A 25,144-nucleotide genomic window follows, 5' to 3' on the forward strand; every position below is an offset into this window, starting at 1 on the left:
GCTGTGAAGCGGGTAGCTTGATTGATACCCAAAAGTGGGTGTTCGGGTACGTCCGCTATGCGGATAAATCAACTGAATTCGGTTGTTTATTTGTCATATAAGGCGTCTTTTGGGGTGGTGGTTCACTCTCTAGTGGAGACCGCAGGTAGAATATTTTCTTTGAGTGATATATCCACACGGTTGAATACCGCGGGCGCGAGAAACACCATAAGCGCCCAGCTCGGTATGGGTATATTGCGTATCGGCTGATTCAGGCGTATCGCGCCGTGGAGGGAGAACTTATGGCAGAAAAGTACAGCGACGTGACCGCTTTTGCCCAGCCTTCTTCCGAGCAGCCTTCTTCTTACGATTCTTCGAACGAGTACCCCCGCACGGTTGCCGTGGTGGTGACCTACAACCGTGAGGACCTGCTGCCGAAGACCCTGGCTGGTATCGCTTCGGGTGAGCGCGTGCCTGCGGCGGTGGTGATCGTTGATAACGCCTCCACTGACGGCACTGCCGAGTATCTGCGCACCCTGGACTATGAGCTGCCGGTGGACCGCATCCGCCTGGAGAAGAATATGGGTGGCGCTGGCGGTTTCGCGGTGGGTATTGACCGTGCCCTGGAACGCCACAACCCGGACCTGGTGTGGGTCATGGATGATGACACCGAGCCGACCGAGAACACCCTGTCGGAGGCGGTTGCCGCCTGGCTGAACTATTCGCCGGTGCCTTCGCAGCGCCCCGCGGTGGTGGCGTCTCGTGTGGTGTGGACGAACGGCGAGGACCACCCGATGAACACCCCGCGCACGATGTTTGCGGCGGGGGAGCAGCGTCATGCTCGTGCGCAGGCGGTGGGCGCCCGCCCGATTCGTAGCGCCTCGTTCGTGTCGATTCTGATGGATGCGCAGGCGATTCGCCGCAACGGTGGCCTGCCGATTGCTGAGTTCTTCATCTGGAATGACGACTTCGAGTTTTCGACCCGTCTGATTCATCACCGCGACGGCATTGCGGTGCCGTCCTCTGTGGCTAAGCACCACACGAAGACGTTTGGTACGACGAACGCCAATCCCGGCCCGCGTTTCTATAACGATGTGCGCAATAAGCTGTGGGTTTTCACCCGTTCGCGTACCTTGAACCCGCTGGAGAAGCTGCTCTACGGTGGCTCGTCGGCGCGCCTGTGGATTTCTACTGTGCTGCGCACTGATGACCGCCGCACCTACCTGGGGTATTTCCTCAACGGTGTGCGTGACGGTTTGCGGGCACCCACCCCGAACCGCCAGGTGCTTGAGGGTATTTACCCGCTGACTTTCCCCGGCCGCTACGGTGTGCCGGCTACTGCTAACGCCGTTGAGTCTGAGAAGGCGCGCGGTTGCGTGAGCTCCGCACCCGATTTCTCGGTGTTGATGAGCGTGTACGCGAAGGAGAATCCCGCGTACCTGGAGCAGGCGTTGGAGTCGAATCTGCTGAACCAGACGGTGCGTCCTTCCGAGCTGGTTTTGGTGAAGGACGGTCCGCTGACCCCCGAGCTGGATGCCGTGGTGGACCGCTGGGTTCAGCGTGCCGAGAATCTGGATTGCCCGCCGATTCAGGTGGTGGAGCTGGCTCAGAATGTTGGTTTGGCGGAGGCGCTGAACGCCGGTCTGCAGGCGTGCTCCTACGAGCTGGTGGCTCGTGCTGATTCTGATGACCTATCGGAGCCGACTCGTTTTGCGCGTCTGATTCCTGCCCTGGTTGAGGGCGGCTACACGGTGCTGGGCTCTGCCATGCTTGAGGTGAATGAGAGCAATACTGCGGTGGAGTCGACTCGCGAGGCGATCGTTGATTCTGAGCGTCTGTTGCGCGCAATGGATTCACGCAACCCGATTTACCACCCGTCGGTGGCGTTCGTGAAGAGTGCCGTGCAGCAGCTGGGCAGTTACGAGTTCGTGCCCGGCGCTGAGGACTGGTGGCTGTGGATGCGTCTGCGCGATGCCGGCTACCGTCTGGGTAATATCCCCGAGGCGCTGGTGCGTTACCGCGTGGGTGCGGGCGCGTACACAAAGCGTGGGGGAGTGGACGCCTGGTTGCAGGATGTGGCGATTCAGCGTCGCCTGTACACCGGTCACGGTATTTCTAAGCTTCAGTGGGCTCAGAACATGGCGGTGCGTAGTGTGTACCGTTTTGTGCCTGAGCAGGCGCGCCGTTCGGCGTTCCGTGCGTTGTCGTCGTTGACGGCTCGCGCTTCTTCTCGTTCTTCTGGTACCGCATCTGAAGGAGGCATGTAGTGGCTCAGTTGAAACCTCACGCTCATGTGGTGATGCGGAAGGCGGCTCAGCGCGGCACCCTGGTGACGGAGGGCGACTCCGGCACGATGCTGGTGAACCGCCTGTACGAGCGTAAGCCGTGGTGGCTGATTGCGCAGGCTCTGATTGATTCGAGCGCGTGGCTGCTGGCGGTTTTGTTCGCGTACATGCTCCGCTATAGTGTGCTGCTCAGCAACGGTTCGGTGTTCGATATTATTCACCCGGCGTCGTTGACGATGACCGCTACTTTGGCTGTGGTGTTGCACCTGGTCATTGGTTTGGCGGGCGTGAAGATTTATAACGGCGTGTACTCTTATGGCTCGTTTGACGAGTCGTGGCGTGCCGGTGCGGCTGCTTTGAGCGCGGGCGCGGCGTTGACCATTTTCTCCTTTGTGGATGAGCTGTTGGGTCTGCCCCATATGCCGCATAGTGTGCCTGCGATTGCGGCGGCATTTAGCTTGATTATGATGGCGGGCGCTCGCATGGCGAAGCGTGTGTACACTGAGCGCGGTGCTGTGCGTGAGCTGACCGGTGAACCGGTGATTGTGTACGGTGCCGGCTTTATTGGCGGCATGGTCATGGATTCGATGCTGCACGATGAGGATGCGAAGCTTCGCCCGGTTGCGGTCTTCGACGATGATCAGCTGAAGGCTGGTACGAAGTTCCACGGCATTTCGGTGATTACGACGTACCGCGAGCTGGAGCAGGTGATTCGTGAGTCGGGTACCCGTAAGATTCTGGTGACGATTTCGGATATGTCGGAGGATTACTTCGAGTCCTTCTGCAACCGCATGCGTAAGCTTAAGGTTGAGGTTCAGCGTATTAGTAGCGCGAATGCTCGACTGATGGGTGAGCGTCTGATTACCGCGAGCGATAACGACCTGATGCGCGTGATTCGTGGTGAGATTAACTACGATATTGACCGCGATATTCTGCGTTCGTACCTGCACGGTAAGCGCGTGCTGGTCACAGGTGCGGGCGGTTCGATTGGTTCTGAGCTGTGCCGTCAGATTAGCGAGTTTGAGCCTGAGACCCTCATGATGCTTGATCATGATGAGACTCTGCTGATGGAGACGAAGGTTTCGATTACTCACGAGTCGAGCCTGGACGATGACCGCATCATCCTGGCTGATATTCGTGAGGGTGATAACCTGCTGGAGATTTTCCGTGACCGTCGCCCCGAGGTAGTGTTCCACGCTGCAGCTTTGAAGCATGTGTCGGCGCTGGAAGCGTACCCGCAGGAGGCGTGGAAGACGAACTCTCTGGGTACTCTGAACGTGCTGCGTGCCGCGGAGGCGGTGGGCGTGAAGACCTTCGTGAACGTTTCGACCGATAAGGCTGCGGACCCGAAGACTGCGCTGGGTCAGTCCAAGCGCGTGGCGGAGCGTCTGACCGCGTACTTTGGCGAGAAGACCGGCAACACCTACGTGTCGGTTCGTTTCGGTAATGTGTTTGGTTCGCGCGGTTCGATTAAGCCGCTCTTTACGAAGCAGATTCTCTCGGGTGGTCCGATTACCCTGACCGATAAGCGCGCGACCCGTTACTTCATGCTGATTACCGATGCCTGCCTGCTGGTGATGCTTGCCGGTGCGATTGGTCGCCCGGGTGAGGTCATGGTGCTGGATATGGGTCAGCCGGTCAAGATCCTGGACGTTGCGAAGGCGATGCGCCAGGCGTATGAGCGGTATGACGTGGAGATCAAGGAGATTGGTCTTCGTAAGGGTGAGAAGCTGGATGAGACTCTCTTCGGCGGTACCGAGAAGCTGGTGCCGAGCGAGGAGAACCGGTATATTTCCCGGTCGAGTGCCCCGGCACTTGACCCTGATGAGCTCGATTATGAGCGGTGGATTCAGAACTATCGGGAGCACAGCGGCTATGAACGTCATGGCCTGGAGCGTGCCCCTGATCCGCGTACTCTGGCGGATGCGCAGACGTTCTAATCTTTACGGAAATGACACCGGATGCTGCACTTGCGTGGCGGGTGCGGTATCCGGTGTTTTCTCTTTCTCGGGTGTAGAACATTTCAGGACGCAGAATATGCAGAACGTATGGAGAGAATCTGTAATGTTTAGTCCCGGGCTACTGAAGAGTTCTATAGAATACGAAGTAAACACACACACACTACGCACACATCGTCCCTTAGCTGCAATTCTGGAGCTTGCGTCCAGGGGAGCGGCGCCAATGCCTTGGAGCTGGTATGACCTCCTTTTCTGAGCTGTTGAGCATTTTTGCTCTTGCTTTTGTTTTGGGTGCCCTTTTGCCGTTTGCGGTGCGCCCGATTTTGCACCGCTACAACATGGTGGATGTTCCTAATGAGCGTTCTTCGCATACTGCTCCGACCTACCGCGGTATGGGTTTGGCGACTGCGGCTGCGACCTTTGTGGCGTTTGTGGCGGCTACCCTGTTCGGCTGGACGTACCGTTCTGCTGAGTCTTTGCAGCTGGCGGTGACGATTGCCGCGGCGATTCTGTGTGCTCTTGCCCTGGGCTGGCTTGAGGATATTCGCGGCGTGAGCATTGTGCGTCGTGCGGGCCTGCAGCTGGTGATTGGCGTACTGGTGAGCGTGAGCTTTGCGACGGTGCAGGGCACGAACATTCTGCTGCTGATTCTGGGCGCGATTTTTGTTGCCGGCTACATTAACGTGGCGAATTTTATGGACGGCATTAACGGTATTTCTGGTGCTCACGGTCTGGTGGCTGGTTTGGCGTATGCGCTGACCGGTTGGATGGTGAACCTTCCGTGGCTGGCTTTGGCTGGTGTGGCTGTTGCCGGTGCTTTTGCGGCGTTCCTGCCGTGGAATGTGCGCCCTGGTAAGAACGTGTTTTTGGGCGATGCGGGTTCTTATGTTTTGGGCGCGGCGCTGGGCACGTTGGCTGTGGGCGCGTGGTTTGCGGATGTTCCGTTCCTGTTGGCTTTTGCTCCGCTGATGACGTATCTGGCGGACGCGGGTACGACTCTGTTCCGTCGTTTTATGGCGGGGGAGCAGTGGTACAAGCCGCACCGTACTCACACTTATCAGCGTCTGACGGATGTTGGTTTCAGCCACCTTGGTTCGACCGCCGTGGTGACCGGTACGACCATTCTGGTGTGGGTGCTGCTGGCGTTTGCCTCTGATTTGTTTGCTTCGGGCGCCGTGCTGGCGGCTGTTGGTGTGGTTCTTGTGGCTCTTGCCGTGCTGGTGGTGTACCTGCGTATGCCGCAGCTCTTTGGCGGTGAGGCACCTACTTCTGCGATTGACCTGTCGAAGCGCTTTGCGGCGGATTCGAAGGGTTCGGCGCCGAAGGCGAAGTCGGCAACTGCAGAGCCTGCTACCGGCTCTTTGACCTCGGCAACTGGTGTTCCTGCGACTCCTGAGAATGTGGAGCCGACCTCGCTGCATCCGGAGCCGATCATGCCGGATTCGGTGAAGGATCGTGCGGGTCAGCCTTCTTCTGCTTCCTCTTCTTCGACGCAGTCTAATCAGAATCGTGGGGAGAAACACTAATGGCTTCTGAGCAGCCTAAATCTCAGGCTCCTGCAGAGCCTCTCTGGAGGCGCGTGGTGGACGTTCTGTGGTATCCGCCGGCGGAGCGCAAGAAGCAGCAGAAACACCGCCGAGAGCGTGCTCAAGCAGGTTTGAAGGCCTCTTCTTTCGAGAGTCAAGAGCTTTCCTGGAAATTTTTGTTCTACAGGGTATCGGCTTACTCTCTGCTGGCTTGGTTGGGCGGTATGATGAGTGCGTACCTGTTTGCGGGCCCCGTGGGCGCGCTAGGAATAACATTGGGCTTTCTGATAATCTATATATGCTTCACTCTGGGCGTATTGGTTATGTTGGTTGCTCCCATTTTCGACTGGGGTGTACCCAAATCGCTGGTGGTGAGCTACCTCGTGAAGATTGCTCTGCTCGGTCTGGTATTGATGTTTGTGCCGTTCCCCGAGAATCTGAGGCACGGTTGGACTCTCGCAGGCGCATGTACCGGCGTGATTCTGTGGATTGTTATTGAAACAGTCAGCATCGCACGACTGAGAATTCTATACTTCGACACCGATCTGGAAGACCATGGTCGGTAACGCGATTGGTGTTTGAAAGGAAATACGTTTGGCCGAAGAGAAGAAGTGGTGGGACGGAGATAAAAAGCTCCGCACTACCGGAGAATTGGTGTCTGACGGAGGGCTCTCCGGTGCAGTCATGTCGATTCTCTATCTGATCATCGGTATAGCAGTGTGGGGCGGCATCGGTTACCTCGGTGACCTGGTCTTCTCCACCACCTGGCTGGTGTGGGTTGGTGTCTTGATTGGCGCTGTCGGAGGTTTGACCCTCGTCTTTACCTACATGACCAGGCAGAATAAAGACCGCTAGGTCATTGAACGCGGACCGCTAGGTCACACATTCATCCATGTAGTTAGCATGTCAGTCGCTTAGAGGCAGACATGGGCTCTTGATAGCCACTAGTAGCAAGAAAGGACTTGCTTTGATCGAGAACGGGTTGATCCTCGCGGAAGCCTATGTGCCGCCGACCCCCGAAGACATGCATCTGCCCCCCTTCTTCACCATTGGTGATTTCGCTTTCGGTAAGCAGAACGTACTGATTCTGCTGTCCGTGGTGATTATCGCGGTCTTCTTCCTCACCGCAGCACGTAAGCGCGCCATGGTTCCCGGCAAGACTCAGTTCATCGCTGAGTCTGGCTACATGTTTGCTCGTAACTCCCTCGGTAAGGAAACCCTGGGCGTACAGCACTACAAGCCTTTCGTGCCGATTCTGTTCGCCTCCTTCTTCTTCGTTCTGGTGAACAACCTCTACGGTTCGATTCCGTTTGTTCAGCTGCCCTCCTTCTCCCACCCCGGTAGCGCCTACGCACTGGCTGGCGTAGCGTACCTGACCTGGGTTGGCGTTGGTATCAAGCGCAAGGGCCTGGGCGGCTTCTTCAAGGACATCACCATGCCCTCGGGTCTGCCGGTGTGGATCTACCCCATCCTGATCCCGATCGAGTTCTTCTCGAACCTGCTGATTCGTCCCGCAACTCACGCGCTACGTCTCTTCGCGACCATGTTCGGTGGTCACCTGGCGCTGATGGTTGCATCCAGCATGGTGACCTACATGGTTGAGACTCTGGGTGGTATCGGCTACCTGGCTGCTATTGCTCCCGGTGCTCTGGGCCTGTTCCTGTACTTCCTGGAATTCATGATTCAGTGCATCCAGGCTTATGTGTTCGCTCTGCTGCTGGCTGTGTACCTGCAGGGCTCGGTTTCCGAGGGACACTAAACTCTCTAGTTTTTTAGGTTTTCGCGTTCGTCATTGGGCGTGAATAAAGCAACCCACACGTTCACTGTGCGGGCTATTAACTCAAATCAAACTCTGTTCGGTCCGGGTATGTTCCCGGTCGAACACTGTTGAAAGGAAAAATAATGGTTGGTTCCATCACTGCGGTTGGCTACGGTCTGGCAGCTATTGGCGGCGGCATCGGCGTGGGTCTGATCTTCGCGGCATACATGACCAGCGTTGCTCGTCAGCCCGAGTCCCAGAAGACCCTGCAGCCCATGCTGTTCCTGGGCTTCGCACTGGTCGAGGCGCTGGCAATTCTGGGCCTGGTTCTCGTCTTCATCAAGTAACCGGCTCTGCCACATCCTAAACGACCCATCCCATAGAACAGGATTCCCTCCATGATTTATCTGGCAAGCGAAGGGGGAGCGGAGGCAACTTCGAACCCCCTGATTCCCGACGTCGGGGAAATTGTCATTACCCTCATCGGATTCCTGATCCTCTACTACATCGTTGCTAAGTACGTTGTCCCGGCGTTCGAGAAGATCTACCAGGACCGTAAGGAAGCAATCGAAGGTGGCCTTGCCAAGGCCGAGAAGGCACAGGCAGAGGCTGCAGCGGCTCGCGATGAGTACACCCAGCAGCTCGAAAGCGCTCGACTGGAGGCTCAGAAGATTCGTGAAGAGGCACGCGCAGAGGGCGAGGCAATCATTGCCGATGCTCGCGAGCGTGCAACCGCTGAGGCTCAGCGCATTAGCGATAATGCAGCAAAGGCTATCGAGGCAGAGCGTGCGGCAGCAGCAGTGTCCCTCCGTTCCGAGGTTGGCACTCTTGCTACGACCCTTGCCGGCAAGATTGTGGGCGAAGCCCTCAACGATGATGAGCGATCGGCCCGTGTGGTAGATCGTTTTCTTGCTGACCTTGAAACCGAGAAGCAGAACGCAGGTGCGGCTCGGTAATGGCAGGAGTATCTACTGAATCACTGAGCAAGGTGGAAGAGGTGCTGGAAGCTCACGCTTCCCTGCAGCCCCTGAACCTGGCGAGCGAGCTTTTCGCTGTGGTTGATGTTCTCGACCACAACGGCACCCTGCGCCGTGCTGTCACCGATTCTTCGCGTGATGCAGCAGCACGTCAGGGTATCGCTAACACCGTCTTCGGCGGCAAGATCTCTTCTCAGGCTATGGCTGTGCTCACCAGTGCGGTGGCTCAGCGCTGGTCCGATGATGCTGATCTGGCGAATGCCCTGGAGCGTGCAGCAGTGCTCGCCGTGACCGCATCGGCTCAGTCTCGCGGTGGCGTGGACGCCCTGGACGAGGTACTCAACGAACTACTCACCTTTGTGCGTACCGTTGATTCCAACGCTCAGGCGCAGGAAGCGCTGTCCGACCATCAGGCAAGCAAAGAAGCAAAGAAGAAGCTCGCCGTGGCGCTCGGTGGCCCCGCCACCACCGCCGAAGGTGTGCTTCTGCTCGAACGAGTTGGCTCCAACCCCCGCGGCCGTCACGCTGCACGGGTAGCCGATGAGTTCGCAGAAATCATCGTCACGCGACAGAACCGTTACATTGCGCGAGTAACTAGCGCGATTGCGCTGTCGCAGGCACAGCTTGAACGTCTCGGTCGCGCGCTCAACGCCGTGTACGGCCGTGAGCTGAAGCTCGACGTTTCGGTGGACCCCGCCGTTCTGGGCGGTCTGCGTGTTCAGGTGGGCGACGAGGTGATCGACGGTACCGTCGAGACCCGCATGTCCGACCTGGCTCGTTCCATCGGCTAGCGGCTCAAGCTAGCGACGCTGAACCGTTCGTCGCAACGGTGATTTAGAAGATACCTCGGGTTGCGGGTGCGTGGCAGATGCCTCCTTCGCAGAAGCAGTGGCATTGCCCGCCCGTTCAACCCGAATTGCAAGTTTCGGTTGGTTCCGTTGACGGAACGCAACCACAATGAGAGAGCAGGGACACAAGATGGCCGAACTGACCATCAATGCCGAAGATGTCCGTAATGCGCTGAACGAGTTTGCAGCGTCTTACGAACCCGGCAATGCAGAACGTGTTGAGGTGGGTCGAGTTGTATCGGCCTCCGACGGTATCGCTCGTGTCGAGGGCCTTCCCTCGGTTATGGCGAATGAGCTGCTTCGTTTCGAAGACGGCACCCTCGGCCTCGCACAGAACCTGGATACCCGCAATATTGGTGTGATTGTCCTGGGTGACTTCACCGGTATTGAAGAGGGCCAGGTCGTACACCGCACCGGTGAGGTCCTCTCGGTGCCCGTTGGCGACGCGTACCTCGGTCGCGTTGTTGACCCCCTCGGTAACCCGATCGATGACCTGGGCCCCATTGAGTCCGAAGGTCGCCGTGCACTGGAGCTGCAGGCTCCCGGCGTGACCCAGCGTAAGTCGGTTCACGAGCCGTTGCAGACCGGTCTGAAGGCAATCGACTCGATGATTCCGATCGGTCGCGGTCAGCGTCAGCTGATCATTGGTGACCGCCAGACCGGTAAGACCGCTATCGCGATCGACACCATTCTGAACCAGAAGGACAACTGGGCTTCCGGTGACCCCGAGAAGCAGGTTCGATGCATCTACGTGGCTGTTGGCCAGAAGGCATCCACCATTGCAGCTGTCCGCCACACCCTTGAGACTCGCGGCGCGCTGGAGTACACCACCATCGTGGCATCTCCCGCATCTGACGCAGCAGGCTTCAAGTACCTGGCACCCTACACCGGTTCGGCTATCGGCCAGCACTGGATGTACGGTGGCAAGCACGTCCTCATCATCTTCGACGACCTGTCGAAGCAGGCAGAAGCATACCGCGCTGTGTCCCTGCTGCTGCGCCGCCCGCCGGGACGTGAAGCATACCCCGGTGACGTCTTCTACCTGCACTCCCGCCTGCTGGAGCGTTGCGCTAAGCTCTCCGACGACCTCGGCGCAGGTTCGATGACCGGCTTCCCGATCATTGAGACCAAGGCAAACGACGTTTCCGCCTTCATTCCGACCAACGTCATCTCCATTACTGACGGCCAGATCTTCCTGCAGTCCGACCTGTTCAACGCTAACCAGCGTCCGGCAGTCGACGTCGGTATCTCCGTCTCCCGTGTTGGTGGTGCCGCACAGACCAAGGCTATGAAGAAGGTCTCCGGTACCCTGAAGCTGGAGCTGGCACAGTACCGTTCGATGGAAGCGTTCGCAATGTTCGCATCCGACCTGGACGATGCAACCAAGGCACAGCTGACCCGCGGTTCTCGCCTGACCGAGCTGCTGCGTCAGCCGCAGTACACCCCGTACGCAGTTGAAGAGCAGGTTGTCTCCATTTGGGCTGGTACCTCCGGTCACCTCGACGACATCGAGATTTCCGACGTGCTGCGCTTCGAGGAAGGCTTCATCGAGTACCTGCGTCACAAGACCTCGGTACTGACCGATATCGCTTCCTCCGGCAAGCTTGAGGATGACACCGTTGCAGCTCTGAAGTCCGCAGTTGCTGACTTCAAGCAGGGTTTCAAGTCTGAGGGCAGCAGCCACCTCGTCGACGCAGGTCACGAGGAGCACAAGGCAGCTCGCGATAGCGACATCACTCAGGAAACCATCGGTTAGCGATTAGTCCTCGCCTTCTCCCCGCCTCAGCTATGAGGCTGGGGCGGGGCAGAAAGCAAGGAGAAAGGAAGCTCTATGGGAGCCCAGATTAGGGTTTACCGACAGAAGATTGCTTCGACGTCGTCTATGAAGAAGATCTTCAAGGCGATGGAGATGATCGCGACCTCCCGCATTAACAAGGCTCGTAACGCTGCTCAGGCAGCCGGCCCTTACGCGAACGCTCTGACCCGCGTGGTGACTGCGGTTGCGACTCAGCACGGTATTAAGCACCCGCTGATTCACAAGCCGCACGAGTTCGGAACCTACGAACACCGTCGCTCCGCAATCCTGGTTGTTACCAGTGACCGCGGTCTGGCAGGTTCGTACTCCTCCGCTATCCTGCGTCGTACCGAATCTCTGATTGAGAGGCTGCGCTCTAACGGCCAGGAGGTACAGCTGTACCTGGTTGGCCGTAAGGCAAAGGCTTACTTCGAGTTCCGTGAGCGCCCCTACGCCCGTGCGTGGGAGGGGCACACCGATGCACCTCGTGTTGAAACTGCCGTCGAAATTCGTGACGCGCTGCTCGAAGCCTACGACCTGCCCTTCGAAGAGGGCGGCGTGGACGAACTGCACATCGTATACACCGAGTTCAAGTCGATGGTTGTTCAGGAACCCAAGATCCTGCGCCTGCTGCCCATCCACGTGGGTGACGCAAAGGCTATGGGCGAGGAAATCGTTCCCGACCAGGAACTGACCAAGGCTGAGTACGAGCAGGCGGCATCCTTCGAGTTCGAGCCCTCCGCCGAGGAAGTGCTCAACGCGCTGTTGCCGCGCTACATTGCATCGCGTATCTTCTCCTGCCTCCTGCAGGCAGCAGCAAGTGAGCTGGCATCCCGCCAGCGCGCGATGAAGACCGCAGGTGACAACGCTGAGACGCTGATTACCAAGTACACCCGTTTGATGAACAACGCACGTCAGGCGGAAATTACTCAGGAGCTCTCCGAAATCGTGGGCGGCGCAGACGCCCTCGGCTCCTAGTACTTGTACGCCAACGAAGCCATCAACTGTCCAAACTTTCTAAGTAAGTGAGAAATATGACTGCCACCTACAACGAATCGGTCTCCGCACCGACTCAGGGCGCAACGGGTCGTATTGCCCGCGTCATCGGCCCCGTGGTCGACGTCGAGTTCCCCGCCGGTCAGGTCCCCGAGATTTACAACGCTCTGACCACCGAGCTGACCCTCGACGGTCGCACCCGCACCATCACCTTCGAGACCGCACAGCACCTGGGCGACTCGATCGTTCGCGCTATCTCCCTGCAGCAGACTGACGGCCTGGTCCGCGGTCAGGCTGTAGTCGACACCGGCGCACCGATCTCCGTCCCCGTTGGTGACGGCGTGAAGGGCCACATCTTCAACGTTCTCGGTGACGCACTCGACGTGCCGAACTCCGAGATCAAGGCTGACACCTACTGGCCGATCCACCGTGCCGCTCCCGGCTTCGCAGAGCTGGAAGGCTCCACCGAAATGCTGGAGACTGGTATTAAGTCCATCGACCTTCTGACCCCCTACATCAAGGGCGGTAAGATTGGTCTGTTCGGTGGTGCAGGCGTGGGTAAGACCGTGCTGATCCAGGAAATGATTACCCGTGTGGCTCGTAACTTCGGTGGTACCTCCGTGTTCACCGGTGTTGGCGAGCGTACCCGTGAGGGTAACGACCTGTGGGTCGAAATGGAAGAAGCAGGCGTTCTGAAGGACACCGCTCTTGTGTTCGGCCAGATGGATGAGCCCCCGGGAACCCGTCTGCGCGTGGCACTGACCGGTCTGACCATGGCGGAGTACTTCCGCGATGTTCAGAACCAGGACGTGCTGCTGTTCATCGACAACATCTTCCGTTTCACTCAGGCAGGTTCTGAGGTTTCCACCCTGCTGGGCCGCATGCCCTCCGCAGTGGGTTACCAGCCGAACCTGGCGGACGAAATGGGTCTGCTGCAGGAGCGTATTACCTCCACCCGCGGTCACTCCATCACCTCCATGCAGGCAATTTACGTGCCTGCGGATGACTACACCGACCCGGCGCCGGCAACCACCTTCGCGCACCTGGATGCGACCACCGAGCTCTCTCGTGAAATCGCATCGCGCGGTCTGTACCCGGCAATTGACCCGCTGTCCTCCACCTCCCGAATTCTGGACGCACAGTACATCGGTCAGGAGCACTACGACACCGCAATTCGTGTGAAGGCTATTCTGCAGGAAAACAAGGAACTGCAGGACATCATCGCGATTCTGGGTGTGGACGAGCTCTCCGAGGAGCAGAAGATCGTCGTGGCACGTGCACGTCGTATCGAGCAGTTCCTCTCCCAGAACACCTACACTGCAAAGCAGTTCACCGGTGTCGAGGGTTCGACCGTTCCGCTGAAGGACACCATCGAGTCCTTCCAGATGATCTGCAACGGCGATGTCGACCACATCCCCGAGCAGGCGTTCTACAACATTGGTGGTATGGACGACGTTATGCGCCGCTACGAGGAAATCAAGGCACAGACTGGAGCTAAGTAATCATGGCTCTGAAAGTTGAAGTTGTTTCCCGCGAACGCGTCGTGTGGACTGGCGAAGCGAAGTACGTTCGTGCACGCTCCGTCAGCGGTGACCTCGGCATCCTGCCGGGCATGATCCCCACCTGCACGCTGCTGGCACAGGACGGCGAGCTGCTCATTGAACCCGTTGATGGTGAGCCCATTAAGACCATCCTCAACGCAGGTTTCTTGACCGTCTCGAACGATCACGTGACCATCGTTGCAAAGCACGCACAGATCTAAAGCTGGTTCCCCTCAGCGGGAATTAGCCACTGTGTACACCTCGCCGGTGTTCCACCCTGAAAGGGGAGGGGCACCGGCGATTGGTGTATCCGGGGGTAGATTGTTTACGCAGAACGAGAGTGTGCACAGAAAGAACGCGTGCGCCGAAAGAGCGCGGGCAGAAAGATGATGGGCTGAAAAGGGGCGCCTCCCATGGTCGGGAGGCGCCCCTCAAGCTATGTGCAGCTGCTTAGCCTAGAGCCGTTTAGAACAGACGGTCAGCTAGAACAGACGGTCAGCGGAGTCGTCCACGCCGCGCATCGCATCGTAGTCCAGGCTCACGCAGCGGATACCGCGGTCCTCAGCCAGGGTACGTGCCTGCGGCTTAATCGTCTGTGCCGCAAATACGCCGCGCACCGGTGCCAGCAGCGGGTCACGGTTGAGCAACTCCAGGTAACGGGTCAGCTGCTCCACACCGTCAATATCGCCCACACGCTTGAGCTCAACCGCCACGGAGACGCCGTGCGCATCCTTCGCCATGATGTCTACCGGACCGATAGCGGTCGGGTACTCGCGGCGCACCAGCGAATAGCCCTCACCGAGAGTGTGGATCTGCTCTGCGAGCAGACGCTGCAGATCAGCCTCCACACCGTCCTTGATGAGGCCGGGATCAACACCCAGGTCGGTGGCGTGCTCGTGCTCAATCTTGTAGATGCGAATCATGAGGCGGTCATCGCTCTTAGCTGCCTGAACGGTCCACAGCTGCTGAACATCGGACTCTAGGTCCTCACGGATGCTCTGCGGAACGTCCTCACGCTCAGCTACCAGCAGGGAGCAGGGAGGGCTCATCCAGTTCAGGGGCTTGTAGGAACCGCCGTCGGAGTGAATGAGGACGGAGCCGTCATTCTTGACCATCAGCAGGCGGGTAGCGCGGGGCAGGTGGGCGCGGAGGCGGCCCTCATAATCTACGGAGCATTCAGCAATGACAATACGCATCCGTCCACTCTAGCAGGTACGAGTGTTTGGCTCTAGCAGGTGAGGGTATGAGCTAGGGAACCTGAGCTTGGTACAGGTCGCGGTACGGGGGCACAGTAGGGAAGTACGGCACAGTAGGGAGGTGCGGCACAGAGCGGGGGAGTACCGCCTCAGCATGAGTACCACGCCAGTATGAGGAAGAGCGCAGAGCGAACAGCGGCAGGGTAGGTAGATAGAGATAGCTGAGCGGCGCGGTAGAATAGGGCTCATGGCACGTAAGAATCATCCCGGCAGGCGAGTATCCGGCACCACCAGCGATAAGTGGCACCGTCAAGCACCCGCAGGGCGTGATATCAGCAGGATCCTCGACCCTGCGCCCCGATTGGAACGTGACCGATACGGTGACTGGCTGGTGCAATACATTCCCGCCGTCAACGCCCAAAAAACCTACACCTGCCCCGAATGCTACCGCCCGATTCCGCCCAGAACAGCGCACCTGGTGGTGTGGCAAGAAAGCCACACGATGGGCCGTAGCCGCGCCATTGACGAGCGCAGGCACTGGCATCAGCATTGCTGGCGCACCCGCCGTAAATAGGCTGAACACTGCACTTGAGGTGCAGCCTAAGACTACATTCTTGACCAAAACCACATTCTCGAATCCATTTCTTAAAGGAACGCAATGAGCAACACCGCCGATATCACCCGCGAGCAGGAATTCGATCCCGCCCGCTACGTCTTCAGCACCGCCGCTGAGCCCACCCCCATCAAGGCACGTACCGTCCTGCCGGCACGCCGCGAGAACTTCACCGTCACCACCGCGGACGGCAAGCGCCTCGTCGGTGAACTCGCCCTGCCCGAAGGCGAAGTCAAGGCAACCCTGGTGACCTTCCACCCGCTGCCCACCCACGGCGGCTACATGGACTCGCACGTGTACAAGAAGGCGTCCTTCCGCCTGCCGGCGCTGTCGAACATTGCGGTGCTGCGTTTCAACACTCGCGGCACCTCCTCGATTCGTGGCACCAGCGAAGGCGTCTTTGACGGCGGCTTTGCCGAGAAGAAGGACTTCGACGCAATCCTGAAGTTCGTACGCGAGCGCGCCCTGCCGAACCCCTGGCTGGTCGGCTGGTCCTTCGGCACCGAGCTGGTGCTCAAGTACGCGCCCGAATACGCGGACGAGTTCACCGGCGCTATTCTGCTCTCTCCGCCGCTGCACCGTGTGCACCCGGCTGAGCTGGACGAGTGGAATAAGATCTCGAACCCGCTGTACGCGCTGGTGCCCGAGCACGACGACTACCTGCAGCCTCCGGCGGCGCGTGAGCGTTTCGCGGCTGTACCGCGCACTCGGGTGATTCCCTTTGAGGGGTGCAAGCACCTGTGGGTGGGCGAGAAGTCCGTGCAGCAGGTCCTCAACACCGTGGTCAGCATCGTCACCGGTGCACCCACCGAACTGCCCACCGAATACAGCGGCCCGGTGGCAGAAGAAATCACTGAGCTCTAAAAGTTCGGCATAAAAACACGGCATAAAGCATGAAGGCGGCGGCTTTGGATAGAACATCCAAAGCCGCCGCCTTCGTATCTATACGCGATGCGTGCCCCGCGGGAAGAGTAGCGAGCGCGTAGAGAAACCTAGAGCTGTTTACAGCTGGAGGTGACTACAGTTGGGCGGTGACTATAACTGGTCTTGGCGAGGAATGAACACCTCACGCACCAGAATCAGCATGGAAGCTGCCACCGGAATAGCAATCAGCGCACCCAGCACGCCCCAGAGCGCGCCACCGGCAGCCACCGAAATAATTGCAACACCGGCAGGAACCGAGACAGCGCGAGCCATAATACGCGGAGAAATCAGGTACGCCTCCACCTGCAGGTACAGGAAGTACGCCACCGAAAACCACAGCGCCAGACTCCAGTCCTGAGTCAGCAGAATCAGCGAGGTCAAAATCAGCGCAATCACGCCACCAACCAGCGGAATGAACGCCAGAATCATGACCACCAAAGCCATCAACTGCGGGAAGCTAAAGCCCAAGAACAACATTATGAAGAATGCGAAGAGGGCGTTCAGAATGGCTACCATCGCCTGGCCCATCACGTAGTTACCCACCGACTCAGTAATCTTGTCGGTAATGTACTTGACACGCACACGCTTAGACGCCGGCGCCAAACGCACACCCCACGCCTTAATCGTGTCCATCGACGTGAGGAAGTACAGGGACAGGAACAGCACAATAATCACGCCGGTCACGCTCTGCGCCAGGGTAGAACCCGCAGAAACCAGGCTCGACATGAAGCTATTGACCTGCGAAGAGGAGAACGTCGACTCCAAGAACTTCGGGACGTTCTCATTCACCCAGGTGCTGATGCTAAAACGCTGATCAAGCTCGTGGTACCAATCAGAATCAATCGTGTTCTGATAAATACCCGGCGCGTACTGAACAAACTTAGACGCCTGCTCGCTAATGACCGGGCCAATCGTCATCACCAGACCGGTCACAGCGCCAGCAAAACCAGCAAGCACAGCAATCACGCCGATACCGCGCTTAATGCCCCAAGACTCCAGGCGGCGCACAATCGGGTCCAGACCCAGAGCAATGAAAATAGCGCCGGTCACCCAACCCACCAGAGCGCCCACATTATTGAAAATGTAGTAGGCGAAGAGCGCCAGACCCACGCCCACGGTCATGAGGAAACCAAAAGCGACCGGGTTGTGCATCATGGATGCCTTGCCGTTGCCGACCACCTTCGGTGCGGGAGGCGCATCCTCAGAAGCGGCGGGAACCACCGGAATGGTATCCGTAGGAGGCATAGAAGCGCGGCGGCGGTTGGAACGCACCTGGCTAATGCTTTCGGTCAGCTCGCTGAAGGTCTCCGTTAGCTGATCGGTGAGGGATTCCTTCTTGCGCGTCTCGGGGGACGATGTCGTCTCTGCGGGAGCTTCTGAGGCTTTCTTCTCGCTCATGCTCTTCCTTTCCGAATCATTCCGGGTATTTTTTCTCTACTGTGCCATTCTACCGGCTGGTTTACTTTGTTACGGCGTCCACGGTGAATCCCAAGGACAGGGGAGTGCATGTGGGAGAGATATTTGCGGGACGGATCGGGCAATAGCCCAAACGCTATCCCCGGCATGAGCTCAGAGCGTAGGCGACAGAGAACGGGCGCTCGCAACGGTGCGTTGTGGGGATAATAGAGGAAGGAACGCGTGAAGGATTTAGCCCGCACGCAACAATAGGTACAGAACGTAAAGGAGCCCAGGATGAGCATTATTTTTGATCCGGCAGACCGCGGCGCATCCCAGAACGCGGCACAGGGTCATGTCGCGCAGGGTGGTGCAGCGCAGAACGGGGCAGCGCAGGAGATTCCCGCCTCCGTACGCAACGCCATGGAACTAAACCCCAACGCGGCACAGTCTGCTGGCGAACAGGGCGGCGAGCAGACCCCCTCCGCTCCCACCTGGCGCTACGAGGTCAACACCCCCGAAGAGTTCCAGAAGTTCGTTCAGCTCTCCAGCCAGGGTGCCGTAATTTTTGCGCTCTACGCGCCGCACTCGCCCTCCTCCCTGCAGATGCTCGAAGGCGTGCAGAAGCTTGTTGATTCCGCCGCAGGTAGCATGATTTGCGCTGCCGTGGACGTCACCAAGCTCCCCGAAGCTGCCCAGGCATTCGGCGTGAGCGGCGTGCCCGCGGGCGTTGCCGTTCTGGCGGGCCGCCCGGCACCGATTTACACCGGCCCGGTCAGCGCAGAAGACCTCGGCGATGTGCTCTCCCAGGTTCTGCAACTCGCGGCACAGTACCAGCTGCCCGGCGGCTTCGACCCGGTCGTTCCCGAAGATGAAAAGCCCCTGCCGCCCCTGCACGCAGAAGCTGTCGCCGCCCTCGACCGCGGCGACCTGGAGGGCGCCCGCGCCGCATACCGCAAGGCAATTGCCGAGAACCCCGGTGATAAGGAAGCGAAGCTCGGCCTGGAACAGGTTGAACTGCTCGCCCGTGTGAAGGATCTGGACATGGCAACCGAACGTGCGGCGGCCGCGGCAGATCCCATGAACATTGACGCCGCGTTCAACGTAGCCGACCTGGACCTGGTCGGTGGCCACGTGGAGGACGCGTACAACCGTCTACTGCGCCTGTTCAGCGCTGTTGGTCCTGACGATAAGGCGTGTGTGCGCGAGCGTCTCGTGCAGCTCTTCGATGTGGTGGGTGCATCTGACCCGCGCACCGTCAAGGCGCGTGCGGCACTGACTATGGCGCTGTTCTAAAAGGCGCTGTCGCCTGGGAAACGTCATGAGCCGGTCTAGCTAGCTCTGGCTAATCTAGGCGGCTGAAACGTTGAATACGGACGGGCTATCGTCTACCCCCGCACTCGGGTTGCGGGGGTAGACGGTAGCCCGTTCTGTTTTGCGTTTTTTGGCGGTTTTGAGGGTGGGGAGAGTTTATCGACTCAACCTGTCTGATAGTGCGGCTGGATGGTATCTATAGCACTCCGGAATGTCCATAATATGCGTTGTGAGTACTTAATAATGCAGGTTTCATCACCAAACCTGCTAGACCTCATGGGGGGGTGGTAGGGTGAAAATATGAACACTAGTCACTTTCCCCAGGACCCGAACCCGCAAGAACCAGGTTCACCGCAGAACCCGGTACAAGAGACCAACCCGGTACTAGAGACCACAGTAGAGGCAACCCCCGCCGCGGCAGCACCCCAGGCTGTAGCCTCCGAATCTGTAGCCCCAGAAGCTCCTGAAGCTGTAGTTCCCGCATCGGTAGCACCGCAGCTACCCGTCACCCCGCAGACTATACCTGTAGCTGGCGCTCGCCCCGCCATCGAAATCCGCGGCCTCACCAAGGCATTCGGTCAGAAGGTCGCCGTCGACCGCATCAACCTCGACATCCCCTCCGGATCCTTCTACGGACTGGTCGGCCGCAACGGCGCCGGTAAAACCACCACCATCTCCATGGTCACCGGCATGCTCATGCCCAATGAAGGCACCGCCTACGTGCGCGGCATCGACATGTGGGCCGACCCGCTCAAGGCCAAAGCGCACCTGGGTGTGCTGCCCGACGGCGTGCATCTCTTCGACAAGCTCACCGGCGAGCAGCTCATCACCTACTCCGGCTACCTACACGGCATCGATAAGGAAACCGTCGCCTCCCGCGTCAAGGACCTGCTCGCCGCAATGGACCTGACCGACGCTGCGGGTCGTGCCGTTGCCGATTACTCCGCCGGTATGACCAAGAAGATTGCGCTCGCCGCCGCCCTTGTCCACGCGCCCTCCGTGCTGATTCTGGATGAGCCCTTCGAGGCGGTCGACCCGGTTTCTGCCGCTAATATTCAGGACATTCTGCGTGGCTTCGTTGCTTCCGGCGGTACCGTCGTCATCTCCTCGCACGTGATGGACCTTGTCCAGCGCCTGTGCGACCACGTAGCCGTCATGGACTCCGGCCGTATTCTCGCCGCCGGAACCGTCGACGAAGTACGCGCCGGCATGAGCCTTGAAGAACGATTCGTGCAGCTGGTCGGCGGCCGCACCTCCTCGGAAGGATTGTCATGGTTGGGCACCTCGTCTCACTAAAGTGGCAGTATGTGCTCGCCGCCTTCCGCCGTAGCATCTGGGCGCTCATCGGCCTGATTTTTGCGGCGCTCTACGCGGGCGGTATGCTCTTCGGCCTCGGCTCCGCATACTTTATCGCTAACTCGGAGGTACCCGAATACGGTCAGCTCGGAACCCTCCTGGTAGGCGCGGTTATTGCGCTCGCCTGGGCTATTGTCCCCATTTTCTTTAGCGGACTGGACGGCACCCTGGACGAGAGCCGATTCGTGCTCTTCCCCATCAAGCCCTCCACCCTGCAGAAGGGCCAGTTCCTCGGCGGGTTCGTGGGTATCCCCGGCATTGCCAGCATCATTGCCGTGCTGCTGGGTGCGATCGCGTTTATATCGCAACCGCTCGCGCTGGTCGTGTACCTCATCTGCTGCGTGCTCGGCCTTGCGAACCTCATGGTGTGGGCTCGTCTCGCCAACCGCCTGGGCATGGCGCTGAATGATAACCCGCGCATCGCCAACACCCTGATGATCGTTGCCATGCTACTGATGATGAGCGCCGGCTTTATCTTCGGTGGAACGATAACCTACCTGACCAAGCACTGGGAAGAGGTGCTGCCCTACCTGCCGTGGCTCAGCGTGACGCCCTTCGGGTCGGCATTTGCGGTGCCCTACTTTATGGCGACCGGCAATATGGGCACCGCCCTTGGTTGCCTGGCTCTGACCCTCGTCTACCTGGCTGGCGGATGGTGGCTGTGGGGTAAGAACCTGGCACGCTCCATGGCGAATGTGGGCGGTAGCGCGCACCACGCGAGCGCAGCTGAAGTCGCCGCGGGTGATTTGGGTCTGTTGGCACGGTTCCCCGCAACCCCGCGTGGTGCCGTGGCGGCACGAACCCTGCACTCATTTCTGAAAGACAACCGTCTGCAGCTGCTGACCGCAAGCACCGCCATGCTTTACCTGATACTGACGGTGGCTATGCCCCTGTTCCTGAGCTCTGTAGGCTCCTTCGAAAGTCGGGCCAGTTTTAACGGCGTCAACGCGGCTGAAGCTAACCAGATCATCAATAGCGGCGTGATGCAGCTCTTCGGATTCTGGATGTACTTCTGCACCGTCTTCACCGGCTACTACATGTGCTACCTCGTCTCCTACGACAACACCGCATTCAGCCTGCACGTGCTCTCCCCGCTACGCGGTATTGACGATCGTCTCGGCCGTCTCTGGGGTTACAGCATCCTGATGGTTCCGATCGTGGTGGTGATGGTGTTCGTCGCCTCAGCGGCAAATGGACACCTGGAGCTTTTCCCCATCGTGCTGATGCACCAGCTGGGCGTGCTCGCCGCAGCGGCTGGTATGGGCAGCGTGATGGACACCTTCATTAGCCCGCCCGTGGCGCCTCCGGGTGCTAACCCGTTCAAGAACCCGAAGAACAATGAGGGCTTCGCTAATCAGTTGCTGCTCATGCTCACCGTAATTCTGGTGATGCTCAGCGCGCTACCCGGCGGTATCTCGGTTGTTGTGTACATTTTCGTGACCCAAGATCTACTAACCCTCGTCTACGGTGGCTTGATTCAGCTGCTGATTGGTGCCGCACTGCTCGTGGGCGGCGTGGCATGGGGCGGTCACCGCTACGACAAGGTCAGCTCCAAGATGCTGGAGCGTGTGGCACGCTTCCAGGCGAACTAACAAGAGTCGAAGCTCCAGCACATCAGGAATAAACGAGAGGGGTTCCGTGTTAGGTACTAAGCCTGGCACGGAACCCCTTTTCTATGCTTCTATGCCGCCCGAAATTCTAGCCCCGAACTTCTGACGGAAAGAAGCTCACCGCAATACCTAAGAGCCTATGGCCAAGCTGTGGTCTGCCTCCATGTTGACCGCCCGTGGGCTCAGTACCTCCCAACTGCTACTAAAATAGAGAAGGCGCCGATCACCCAACCGTGCAGCGGCGCCCCTCACCCTATGTATCCCACCTCATCATCAAGGAGAAACATGAGCTCGATCGAAGGCATCGAAGACCCCTTTGGCCCCGGAACCGCAGGCGGCACCGCCCTGCTCGAACGCGAAGAAACCCAGCTTTCTGAGCCCGGCGACCACGAGCGCTTCTCCCACTACGTACGCAAGGAAAAGATCCTCGAATCGGCGCTGACCGGTGAACCCGTGCGCGCCCTCTGCGGCAAAATGTGGGTACCCGGCCGCGACCCGCAGAAGTTCCCCGTCTGCCCCCAGTGCAAGGAAATCTACGAAGGCCTCGCACCCGGCAACGACGGCGACAACGGCTCCGGCGAATAATACGCGCCAGGCGACACGCCTCAGACAACACAACCTGGGCGATACGCCTGAATAAATACGAATAAATAACACGCCGCAGCAACAAGACTCAACGGCCCAACACCGCTCATGAGACTTAGCTGACGAGCACCAAATTCTTGCACCACAGCCCGGCCCAACCCGCGGATGTGGTGCTAGAATTTAACCTCGCTGTGCCCGGACCGCCAGAGCGCTAAGAACACCAGAGCAATGGGAACGCCAGAGTGCCCACCACCTCCACACGGGGGAGGAACACCCTGCGCTGAGTTGGCGGGAGGAATCAGCAGAGGCAGAAGAGGAAGAAGGAGAGAATGAGCGCACCCGCAGAGGAACCCACCCTATTCGACAGTATGGTGAAGCCGAAGCTCTCCCCGGCATACCCCGACCGCGCCCCCTGGGGCACCTCGGTGCACCTGCGCGCCTGGCAGGCAGAAGCCATGCAGAAGTACTTCGAAACCAACCCCCGCGACTTCATGGCTGTGGCAACCCCCGGCGCGGGTAAAACTACCTTCGCGCTCACCCTCGCCAAGGAACTGTTCAACCGCGGCACGGTCCGCCAGCTCATCGTTGTGGCGCCGACTGACCACCTGAAAAAGCAGTGGGCAGACGCCGCCGCGAAGGTCGGTATTCCCATTGACCCGAACTTCAAGAACGCGGATGTGACCATCAGCCGCCACTACAAGGGCGTGGCGCTGACCTACGCGCAGGTGGCGAATAAGCCGCAGCTGCACGCCCGCAACACCGAGGAAACGAAAACCCTCGTGATTTTTGACGAGATTCACCACGCCGGTGATTCCCTTTCCTGGGGTGACGGCCTGCGTGAAGCGTTCGACGACGCGACTCGCCGCGTGGCGCTGACCGGTACCCCGTTCCGTTCGGACACCTCCCCGATTCCATTCGTCACCTACGAGGTCGACAATGACGGTATCCGCCGCTCCAAGGCAGACTACTCCTACGGTTACGGCCCCGCGCTGAAGGACCACGTGGTGCGCCCGGTCATCTTCATGGCGTACTCGGGCCAGATGCGTTGGCGCACTTCCGCAGGTGAGGAAATGGCGGCAAACCTCGGCGAAGGCTTCACCAAGGACATCACCTCCCAGGCGTGGCGAACCGCCCTCGACCCCAACGGCGAATGGATCCCGACCGTGCTCGCGGCAGCCGATAAGCGCCTGACCGAGGTGCGCCGCACCGTGCCCGACGCCGGTGCGCTCGTCATCGCTACCGACCATGCGGACGCCAAAGCCTACGCAGAGCAGCTTCAGAAAATCACCGGCGAATACCCCGTCGTGATCCTCTCTGACGACCGTGAAGCCTCCGCGAAAATCGACGAATTCCGTGAAGGCATGCAGCGCTGGATGGTCGCCGTGCGCATGGTGTCCGAAGGTGTGGACGTGCCCCGCCTCGCCGTGGGCGTGTACGCCACCAGCACCAGCACCCCGCTATTCTTCGCGCAGGCGATCGGCCGTTTCGTGCGTGCCCGCAAGCGCGGCGAAACCGCCTCCGTGTTCCTGCCGTCGGTGCCGCAGCTGATGATGCTCGCCAACGACATGGAAGTAGAACGCGACCACGCCCTCGACCGCGGCGCACCCCAGGAAATTGACCCCATGGTTGAGGGCCTGGACGACCACCTGCTCGAAGAAGCAAACCGCGAGGAGCGCGCCTCCGAGCAGCTGGCACGCGGTAAGTTTGAGGCGCTCGGCTCCGAGGCGTCCTTCCACGGTGTGCTGTTCGACGGTGCCGAGTTCGCCTCCGGCAACCTTGCCGTGGGTAGTGAGGAGGAACAGGACTTCCTGGGTATTCCGGGTCTGCTGGACGCCGAGCAGGTGGGTACGCTGCTGCGTGCGCATCAGCGTGAACACGCGGCACGCCGCCCGGCGACTGCGGCACCTTCGGTGGTGGATCACCGCCAGCTGAAGGCGCTGCGCAATAAGCTAGCGAAGAACGTGGCGGCGTGGTCGATTCGTTCGGGTCAGCCGCACGGCGTGATTCACAACGAGCTGCGTAAGATTTGCGGCGGCCCGGCGGTCGCGCAGGCTTCTGCGGAGCAGATTCAGGCGCGTATCGATAAGCTATCGGACTGGTTCGTGGGCCGACGCTAGAACGTGGATAGAACATAGGGGAAAGCCCCGCGGGTGTGCGCTCGCGGGGCTTCTTGTGTATGTAGGGTACCTGTAGTTCTTTTAGTGATTTTTACCTGAAGGTTTTCTCAGGTGCTTAAAAGCACATACGCGGAGAAATAAGTTGGTTAGATAGTGGGAATAGGTGGTTCTTGAAAAACTTAATGTTGGTTTTTGCCCCCTAATTTGAGAAAAACATCGTCTGAAGGTTGTTTAAAGGAGATGTGTCAGAGGGATTTAGGGGAGAAATGTGTGTGAATAAAAGTTCAAGTAATAGTTGAACAAGCCATGTCAAAGTGGGTTTATGGAAGAATATGTGCGTTTTTCGCTTGAAAAACTCATACGGGGGGGG

General features: G+C 59.1%; 22 protein-coding genes. 20 read left to right on the plus strand and 2 right to left on the minus strand.

Annotated features, from left to right (window positions below; genetic code table 11):
* Window positions 1-281 precede the first annotated feature (281 nt).
* The 13 genes from HMPREF2980_RS02960 (at window position 282) to HMPREF2980_RS03020 (ending at window position 13,885) form a co-directional block, all read left to right on the plus strand.
* Window positions 282-2,246, plus strand: coding sequence for a glycosyltransferase family 2 protein (locus HMPREF2980_RS02960; RefSeq protein WP_070690093.1), 1,965 nt, complete (start codon window positions 282-284; stop codon window positions 2,244-2,246).
* Window positions 2,246-4,204, plus strand: a complete 1,959-nt coding sequence (locus tag HMPREF2980_RS02965) for a polysaccharide biosynthesis protein (protein WP_070690095.1) — start codon at window positions 2,246-2,248, stop codon at window positions 4,202-4,204. The genes HMPREF2980_RS02960 and HMPREF2980_RS02965 overlap by 1 nt, the downstream gene beginning before the upstream one ends.
* Before the next feature lie 257 nt (window positions 4,205-4,461).
* A complete protein-coding gene (locus HMPREF2980_RS02970) occupies window positions 4,462-5,748 on the plus strand; it encodes an MraY family glycosyltransferase (RefSeq protein ID WP_049350328.1) in 1,287 nt (428 codons plus the stop codon).
* Window positions 5,748-6,314 carry a hypothetical protein gene (locus HMPREF2980_RS02975; RefSeq protein WP_053088846.1) on the plus strand — a complete coding sequence of 189 codons (567 nt, stop codon included), beginning with the start codon at window positions 5,748-5,750 and terminating at the stop codon, window positions 6,312-6,314. Before HMPREF2980_RS02970 ends, HMPREF2980_RS02975 begins: the two co-directional genes overlap by 1 nt.
* Window positions 6,315-6,342: 28 nt before the next feature.
* Complete coding sequence (locus HMPREF2980_RS02980; protein ID WP_049340660.1) at window positions 6,343-6,603, plus strand: hypothetical protein; 261 nt, start codon at window positions 6,343-6,345, stop codon at window positions 6,601-6,603.
* A gap of 112 nt (window positions 6,604-6,715) precedes the next feature.
* A complete protein-coding gene (gene atpB, locus HMPREF2980_RS02985) occupies window positions 6,716-7,507 on the plus strand; it encodes a F0F1 ATP synthase subunit A (protein WP_049340658.1) in 792 nt (263 codons plus the stop codon).
* Window positions 7,508-7,650: 143 nt separating this feature from the next.
* The gene (atpE, locus tag HMPREF2980_RS02990) at window positions 7,651-7,854 is read left to right on the plus strand and encodes an ATP synthase F0 subunit C (RefSeq protein WP_005506461.1); all 204 of its coding nucleotides are present in this window, start codon (window positions 7,651-7,653) and stop codon (window positions 7,852-7,854) included.
* A 51-nt stretch (window positions 7,855-7,905) separates the two neighbouring features.
* Window positions 7,906-8,463, plus strand: a complete 558-nt coding sequence (locus HMPREF2980_RS02995) for a F0F1 ATP synthase subunit B (RefSeq protein ID WP_049326923.1) — start codon at window positions 7,906-7,908, stop codon at window positions 8,461-8,463.
* Window positions 8,463-9,275 carry a F0F1 ATP synthase subunit delta gene (locus HMPREF2980_RS03000; RefSeq protein WP_049340656.1) on the plus strand — a complete coding sequence of 271 codons (813 nt, stop codon included), beginning with the start codon at window positions 8,463-8,465 and terminating at the stop codon, window positions 9,273-9,275. Before HMPREF2980_RS02995 ends, HMPREF2980_RS03000 begins: the two co-directional genes overlap by 1 nt.
* Before the next feature lie 187 nt (window positions 9,276-9,462).
* A complete protein-coding gene (gene atpA, locus HMPREF2980_RS03005) occupies window positions 9,463-11,088 on the plus strand; it encodes a F0F1 ATP synthase subunit alpha (RefSeq protein ID WP_049347479.1) in 1,626 nt (541 codons plus the stop codon).
* Between the two features lie 75 nt (window positions 11,089-11,163).
* Entirely contained in the window at window positions 11,164-12,105 is a 942-nt protein-coding gene (locus tag HMPREF2980_RS03010; RefSeq protein WP_049340654.1) for a F0F1 ATP synthase subunit gamma, read from the plus strand.
* 56 nt (window positions 12,106-12,161) lie between these two features.
* A complete protein-coding gene (atpD, locus tag HMPREF2980_RS03015) occupies window positions 12,162-13,625 on the plus strand; it encodes a F0F1 ATP synthase subunit beta (RefSeq protein WP_005507810.1) in 1,464 nt (487 codons plus the stop codon).
* Window positions 13,626-13,627: 2 nt separating this feature from the next.
* Complete coding sequence (locus HMPREF2980_RS03020; RefSeq protein WP_049340652.1) at window positions 13,628-13,885, plus strand: F0F1 ATP synthase subunit delta/epsilon; 258 nt, start codon at window positions 13,628-13,630, stop codon at window positions 13,883-13,885.
* Window positions 13,886-14,146: 261 nt separating this feature from the next.
* On the opposite strand, the gene nucS is transcribed toward HMPREF2980_RS03020, so the two are convergent.
* A complete protein-coding gene (gene nucS / locus HMPREF2980_RS03025; RefSeq protein ID WP_005506450.1) occupies window positions 14,147-14,860 on the minus strand; it encodes an endonuclease NucS in 714 nt (237 codons plus the stop codon).
* 247 nt (window positions 14,861-15,107) lie between these two features.
* Between nucS and HMPREF2980_RS09305 the strand changes: the two genes are divergently transcribed.
* Both HMPREF2980_RS09305 and HMPREF2980_RS03030 read left to right on the plus strand, forming a co-directional pair.
* On the plus strand, window positions 15,108-15,434 hold the full coding sequence (locus HMPREF2980_RS09305; protein ID WP_083309155.1) for an ATP/GTP-binding protein: 327 nt from the start codon (window positions 15,108-15,110) through the stop codon (window positions 15,432-15,434).
* 84 nt (window positions 15,435-15,518) lie between these two features.
* The gene (locus HMPREF2980_RS03030) at window positions 15,519-16,337 is read left to right on the plus strand and encodes an alpha/beta hydrolase (protein WP_070690097.1); all 819 of its coding nucleotides are present in this window, start codon (window positions 15,519-15,521) and stop codon (window positions 16,335-16,337) included.
* Window positions 16,338-16,508: 171 nt separating this feature from the next.
* Here HMPREF2980_RS03030 and HMPREF2980_RS03035 read toward each other — a convergent pair whose 3' ends face one another.
* Window positions 16,509-17,795 carry an AI-2E family transporter gene (locus HMPREF2980_RS03035; RefSeq protein ID WP_070690099.1) on the minus strand — a complete coding sequence of 429 codons (1,287 nt, stop codon included), beginning with the start codon at window positions 17,793-17,795 and terminating at the stop codon, window positions 16,509-16,511.
* Between the two features lie 294 nt (window positions 17,796-18,089).
* Here HMPREF2980_RS03035 and HMPREF2980_RS03040 point away from each other — a divergent pair, with 294 nt between their 5' ends.
* The 5 genes from HMPREF2980_RS03040 (at window position 18,090) to HMPREF2980_RS03060 (ending at window position 24,774) form a co-directional block, all read left to right on the plus strand.
* Window positions 18,090-19,088, plus strand: a complete 999-nt coding sequence (locus HMPREF2980_RS03040) for a co-chaperone YbbN (protein WP_049347474.1) — start codon at window positions 18,090-18,092, stop codon at window positions 19,086-19,088.
* A 318-nt stretch (window positions 19,089-19,406) separates the two neighbouring features.
* Complete coding sequence (locus HMPREF2980_RS03045; protein ID WP_070690101.1) at window positions 19,407-20,402, plus strand: ABC transporter ATP-binding protein; 996 nt, start codon at window positions 19,407-19,409, stop codon at window positions 20,400-20,402.
* Entirely contained in the window at window positions 20,378-22,054 is a 1,677-nt protein-coding gene (locus tag HMPREF2980_RS03050; RefSeq protein ID WP_070600362.1) for a transporter, read from the plus strand. The genes HMPREF2980_RS03045 and HMPREF2980_RS03050 overlap by 25 nt, the downstream gene beginning before the upstream one ends.
* Before the next feature lie 303 nt (window positions 22,055-22,357).
* A complete protein-coding gene (locus HMPREF2980_RS03055) occupies window positions 22,358-22,657 on the plus strand; it encodes a DUF3039 domain-containing protein (protein ID WP_005506434.1) in 300 nt (99 codons plus the stop codon).
* Window positions 22,658-22,986: 329 nt separating this feature from the next.
* The gene (locus HMPREF2980_RS03060) at window positions 22,987-24,774 is read left to right on the plus strand and encodes a DEAD/DEAH box helicase (RefSeq protein WP_070690103.1); all 1,788 of its coding nucleotides are present in this window, start codon (window positions 22,987-22,989) and stop codon (window positions 24,772-24,774) included.
* Window positions 24,775-25,144 lie beyond the last annotated feature (370 nt).

It is taken from the genome of Rothia sp. HMSC076D04 (assembly GCF_001814645.1).
GTDB lineage: Bacteria > Actinomycetota > Actinomycetes > Actinomycetales > Micrococcaceae > Rothia > Rothia mucilaginosa.